Raw genomic sequence first — 5,705 nt, forward strand, 5'->3', positions numbered from 1 at the left:
GCTCCGGCGTGCGCGGCCGACGTACAGGCGTGCGCCCTGGTTGAACAGTTGAACTGACGAGCCCTCTGAGGGATGGAAACCCTCCGAACTTGGGTAAAAACGCTGTGGCAGCGCCTCGGTTCATGATTCCCTCTACATCACCAACGCAGCCCTCGGACGTCCTGGCGGACACCCTTCCTGACTGGGCTGACCGGGCCGATCTCCCGGCGTCGAACTCCCTTTGCGTGCTAGCGGAGCCGATCCATGCTCACGACCCTGAAAACCTCCTATACCGACACGCGCGCGGCCGACCTCGCTTGGGCACTGGGCCGTGAACCGCTGCCCGCCCTCGCCACCCTCGACCTCGAACTGGCGGGCTCCAAACTCCAGTTGCGCCTGCTCGGCGCCTCCCACCAGGTGCTCCTGGAGGAAGAGCGGGGCACCTGCTCGGAGACGGTGGCGTGCATCCCCGGAAGCAGCACCCCCTTGCCGCTCGGCGTGGCCAAGCGGGTGGACGACTGGGAGTACGAATTCGCCGCCCGCGTCGAGGTGTTGTCCCCGGGCTCCTTCGCGGGGCGCGCCCAGGAACTCCTCGCCCTCGTCTCCGACCATCCCAACGGCCTCGCCGGTGTCTTCCCCGGCAGCCCGCACGCCTTCACCGCGATGCTGGCGCAGCGCCACGAGGGCCAGGTGCACTGGCGGACCTGGCACGCGTATCCGCAGGACGGCCAGCTGGTGGCGACCCGGACACGGGTGGGGGCGCGGGTGCCGGTGACCGCCTGACGGCGCAAACCACCCCGGGCCCGTCCCAAACCAGATCCACACGTGTGGGTGACGAAGCGCGCCACACCCGTGACGTAACGTCACTGTCGTGATCGAACCGCACGCGCCGGCCCGGCCCGGCGCCCCGCCGTCCCGGCGCGGTCCCGCGCGGCTGCCCGTCCGTCCGGGAACCGGGCGGTTCCTGGTCCTCGCGGGCGTGTTCGTGTGCGCGGCCTGCGGGCTCGTCTACGAACTCGAACTGGTGGCTCTCGCCGCGTACTTGACGGGTGACCCGGTCACCCAGACATCCGTCGTCCTGTCCGTCATGGTCTTCGCGATGGGCATCGGCTCGCTGATCGCGAAGAGGCTGCGGCGACAGGCCGCCGCCGGGTTCGCCGTGATCGAGGCGGTGCTCGCGCTGGTCGGCGGCTGCAGCGCGATGGCCCTCTACGCCGTCTTCGCCTGGACCGGCGACTGGGGCGGACCGTGGGCCGCCGGGCCGCGGACGCTCATGGTCGCCTTCTCGCTCACCATCGGACTGCTGATCGGCGCCGAGATCCCGCTGCTCATGGAGCTGATCCAGCGCATCCGCCGGCAGGACGCGGGCGGCGCAGTGGCGGACCTGTTCGCCGCGGACTACGTCGGCGGGCTGGCCGGCGGCCTCGCCTTCCCCTTCCTGCTGCTGCCCCTCATGGGCCAGCTGACCGGCGCGCTGCTCACCGGCGCGGTCAACGTCGTCGCGGGCGGCGCCCTGGTGCTCGGCCTGTTCGGCCGCGACCTCACCCGGCGCGCCCGGCTGCTCCTGCTGACCGCCAACCTCACCGTGCTCGGCGTGCTCGCCGCGGCCGCCGTCCTCGTCGACGACTTCGAACGGGCCGCGCGCACCGCGGTCTACGGGGCGGACGTCCGGGTCGCGGTGCGCACGGACGTCCAGGAGGTCGTCCTCACCGGCGGCACCCACGGCCGCCCCCTCGACCTGTACCTCGACGGACGGCTGCTGGTCAGCGCACGCGACGAACGCCGGTACCACGAGGCGCTGGTGCACCCCGCGATGAACGGCCCGCACAGCCGCGTGCTCATCCTCGGCGGCGGCGACGGGCTGGCCGCGCGGGAGGTGCTGCGGTTCGCAGGGGTGCGGCGGGTCCGGGTCGTGGAGCACGACCCGGACCTGGTGCGGCTCGCCGCCACGGACCCGGCGCTGTCCGCCCTCAACGGCCACGCCTACGACGACCCGCGGGTGCGGGTGACGGCCGCGGACGCGTTCCACTGGCTGCGCGGTGCACCGCACGCGGCGTACGACGTCGTGATCGCCGACCTGCCGGGCCCGGACCGCGCGGCCGGCGCCCAGCTGTACTCCCAGGAGTTCTACGGCCTGGCCCGCCGCGCCCTGACGCCGGGCGGCCGGCTGGTGGTCCACACCGGCCCGGCGGCCCCCCGCCCTCGCCTCCTGTGGACGGTCGACAGCACCCTGCACGCCGCGGGCCTGCGCACCACGCCCTACCTGGCCGCCCGCGACCGGGGCCTCGTCCTCGCCGCCCCCGGCGCCCGCCCGCCGCTCGGGCTGGCCACCGGACCCGGGGCCCCGCGCCCGCACAGCCTCACCCCGCGGCTGCTGGCCGCCGGGCGGGCCGAGGCGGCGGCCGGCCGGATCCCGGGCCTGCCGCCGTCGACGCTGGTGCACCCCCGCTACCGCGGCTGACCGGTGTGCGGAAGGGCGGCCCGCCCCGCCTTTCCCCAGGAGTGGGACGGGCCGCCTCGCACCTCCGTCGGCAGTGGCCGGACGACGTTCAGCGTGTGGCGGCGCTGACCGGCGGGAGGCCGAGGTCCGGAAACCGGCCGGCCGGGGGCTGACCGACGCGGAGGCGGCCGACCGCCTGTTCATCAGCGAGACGACCGCCAGGACCCACCTCGACCGGGCCGAGGCCGGGCTCGGCCTGGCCGGCCGGGCCCAGGCGAGGGTGCCGGCGTACGAGACAGGGCTGGTGACGACGGGCGCGTCGGGCGGGTGACGGACGGCCGCCGGGCGGGGTGTGTCCGGGCCGTCACTGGGTAGGCTGCGACGTCATGGAACACGAGGTGTTCGTACCGGTACCGGCCGACCGGCTGAAGGCGGCGCTCACGGACCCCGCGCGGGTCGCCCGGGCGGTCCCCGGGCTCCAGCAGGAGGCGGGCGCCGAGCCGGTCGCCGGGCGGCTGAAGCTGCGGGCGGGCGGCACCACCATCACCTACCGGGGCGCCGTTCTCCTCTCCGCGCGCGACGACGGGTCGTACGGCGTCGTCGGCGACGGCACGGAGACCCGCGGCTCCGGCACGGTCACGCTCGACCTCACCCTCCGCCTGCGCCCCCAGGACGAGGGCACGGCCCTCGTCTTCACCGGGACGGCCACGGCGGACGGCCGGATCGCCGAGCTGCCTCAGGAGGCGGTGCGGTCCGCCACGACCCGGCTGCTGAACCGGTTCGCGGAGAACCTGGGTGCCGAGGCGGCCACCGAACCGGCCGGGGAGACGCCCGGCCCGGACACCGCCGGGACGCCCGGCCCGGACACCGCCGGGACGGCCGGTGCGGACGCCGCCGGGATGCCCGGCCCGGACACCGCCGGGACGGCCGGTGCGGACGCCGCCGAGACGGCCGGCCCGGACACCGCCGAGACGGCCGGTCCTGATGCCGGCGAGCACGCCTCCGTGTTCGACGCCGAGGTGCCGCCCCCCTCCTTGGACCCGGACGCCGACGACGTGGCGGCCGCCGCCGGCGGGTGGGACTTCGCGGACTCCGCCGAGCCGCCCGCCGAGGCCGCGCACGCGCGCCGCACGATGATCGGCCGCAGCGCGGAGGAGGTCGACCACGCCCCGCCACGCGGCCGGTACGCCCCCGTGCCCGCTCCGCAGACCGTCGTCCGGGGCAGCGCGCTGCGCTGGGCGGCACCCGCGGCGGCGGTGGCCGTCGCCTCGGCGATCGTGGTGGGGCGGGCGTTGCGCAGACGCCGTTGAGCCACCGCGGGGCCGTCGGCGGGAACGCCCTCTTGATCGGCCCAGTAGGGTCGTCCCGTGAGTAACGAAGACATCACGCTGTCCGCGGGCGACGCGGAGGCGACCCTGGCCCCCGGCAACGGCGGCCGGGTCACGGGACTGCGCGTCGGCGGCACCGAGCTGCTCCGCCAGGGCGACCGCTTCGGCTGCTTCCCCATGGTCCCCTGGTGCGGCCGGATCAGGGACGGCCGGTTCCGCGACGGCGCCGCCGAGCACCAGATGCCGCTCAACGCCGCCCCGCACGCCATCCACGGCACGGCCCGCGACGCCGCCTGGTCCGTGGCCCGCACCGCCGCCGACGAGGCGGTCCTCACGTACGACCTGACCGAGCCGTGGCCCTACCCGGGCCGGGTCACCCAGGTGGTCGCGCTGACGCCGGACGCGCTGACGCTGACCATGTCGGTCGAGACGTACCAGTCGTCCTTCCCGGCGCAGCTCGGCTGGCACCCGTGGTTCAACCGCACCCTCGGCGGGACCGGCGTGGAGATCGACTTCGCACCTGCCTGGCAGGAGGAGCGCGGCGACGACCACCTGCCCACCGGCAACCGGACCGACCCGGAGCCCGGACCGTGGGACGACTGCTTCGGCATGCCCGACGGCGTCGACGTGACCCTGACCTGGCCGGGCGTGCTCCGTCTGAAGGTCACCAGCCCCGAGCGGTGGGTCGTCGTCTACGACGAGCAGGAGGCGGCCGTGTGCGTGGAGCCGCAGACCGGTCCGCCGAACGGGCTGAACACGGCACCGCGCCTGGTCACGCCGCTGGAGCCGCTGGAGGCCACCACGACCTGGAGCTGGACCCGGCTCTAAGCTGTGGGGCATGACGGACGTCAACGAAGTAACGCCGCAAGGCGCACGCGCGGCGCTGCTCGCTCAGATCAAGGACAAGGCCGTGGTGCACGGCAAGGTGACCCTCTCCTCGGGTCTGGAGGCCGACTACTACGTCGACCTGCGCCGCATCACCCTGGACGGCGAGGCCGCGCCGCTGGTCGGCCAGGTGCTGCTGGACCTGACGGCCGATCTGGAGTTCGACGCGGTCGGCGGCCTGACCATGGGCGCCGACCCGGTCGCCGCCGCCATGCTGCACGCCGCCGCCGCGCGCGGGAAGCGCCTGGACGCCTTCGTGGTCCGCAAGGCCGCCAAGGCGCACGGCCTTCAGCGCCGCGTGGAGGGCCCGGACATCGCCGGTCGCCGCGTCCTGGTCGTCGAGGACACCTCCACCACCGGCGGCTCCCCGCTGACCGCCGTCGAGGCGGTGCGCGAGGCGGGCGCCGAGGTGGTGGCCGTCGCGACGATCGTCGACCGCGCCACCGGCGCCGCGGAGAAGATCGAGGAGGGCGCGGGGGTGCCCTATCTGTACGCCTTCTCCAAGGACGAGCTGGGCCTCGACTGACTCCGGCCGGCCCCTGCTGCCCACGGCTCGGACGGCCCCATGGACCTTCCGGCCGAGTCTGGAAAGATGGGGCCGACGATGACGTCGCCCCCATGGTCTAGGTCAGGGCCGTAAACGCACCACACGCCCACCCGCACATACAAGGAGCGGACAGATGCCCATCGCAACCCCCGAGGTCTACAACGAGATGCTCGACCGGGCGAAGGCAGGCAAGTTCGCCTACCCGGCCATCAACGTCACCTCGTCGCAGACCCTGCACGCGGCGCTGCGCGGCTTCGCCGAGGCCGAGAGCGACGGCATCATCCAGATCTCGACGGGCGGCGCCGAGTTCCTGGGCGGCCAGCACAACAAGGACATGGTGACCGGCGCGGTCGCCCTGGCCGAGTTCGCGCACATCGTCGCCCAGAAGTACGACGTGACGGTCGCCCTGCACACCGACCACTGCCCGAAGGACAAGCTCGACGGGTACGTCCGCCCGCTGCTGGCGATCTCCGAGGAGCGCGTCGCGCGCGGCGAGAACCCGCTGTTCCAGTCCCACATGTGGGAC

The 5,705-nt window shown here is 74.5% G+C and carries 7 protein-coding genes; all 7 read left to right on the forward strand.

Annotated elements, in window-relative coordinates:
- Positions 1–243: 243 nt before the first annotated feature.
- Positions 244–762 carry a DUF2617 family protein gene (locus CCN42_RS14240; protein ID WP_086735920.1) on the forward strand — a complete coding sequence of 173 codons (519 nt, stop codon included), beginning with the start codon at positions 244–246 and terminating at the stop codon, positions 760–762.
- 88 nt (positions 763–850) lie between these two features.
- Positions 851–2,440: a polyamine aminopropyltransferase gene (locus CCN42_RS14245; protein WP_086735922.1), complete on the forward strand. Its 1,590-nt coding sequence runs from the start codon at positions 851–853 to the stop codon at positions 2,438–2,440.
- Positions 2,441–2,513: 73 nt separating this feature from the next.
- A complete protein-coding gene (locus CCN42_RS14250) occupies positions 2,514–2,750 on the forward strand; it encodes a LuxR C-terminal-related transcriptional regulator (RefSeq protein ID WP_086735924.1) in 237 nt (78 codons plus the stop codon).
- Positions 2,751–2,805: 55 nt separating this feature from the next.
- Positions 2,806–3,729, forward strand: a complete 924-nt coding sequence (locus tag CCN42_RS14255; protein WP_086735926.1) for an SRPBCC domain-containing protein — start codon at positions 2,806–2,808, stop codon at positions 3,727–3,729.
- Between the two features lie 57 nt (positions 3,730–3,786).
- A complete protein-coding gene (locus tag CCN42_RS14260) occupies positions 3,787–4,575 on the forward strand; it encodes an aldose epimerase family protein (protein WP_086735928.1) in 789 nt (262 codons plus the stop codon).
- A 10-nt stretch (positions 4,576–4,585) separates the two neighbouring features.
- Complete coding sequence (gene pyrE / locus CCN42_RS14265) at positions 4,586–5,158, forward strand: orotate phosphoribosyltransferase (RefSeq protein ID WP_086735930.1); 573 nt, start codon at positions 4,586–4,588, stop codon at positions 5,156–5,158.
- Positions 5,159–5,312: 154 nt separating this feature from the next.
- Positions 5,313–5,705 (forward strand): class II fructose-bisphosphate aldolase (locus CCN42_RS14270; protein WP_211294704.1); only part of this gene is annotated, 393 nt, incomplete at its 3' end.

Origin of the sequence: Streptomyces glaucescens (assembly GCF_002154375.1) — a bacterium.
Taxonomy (GTDB): domain Bacteria; phylum Actinomycetota; class Actinomycetes; order Streptomycetales; family Streptomycetaceae; genus Streptomyces; species Streptomyces glaucescens.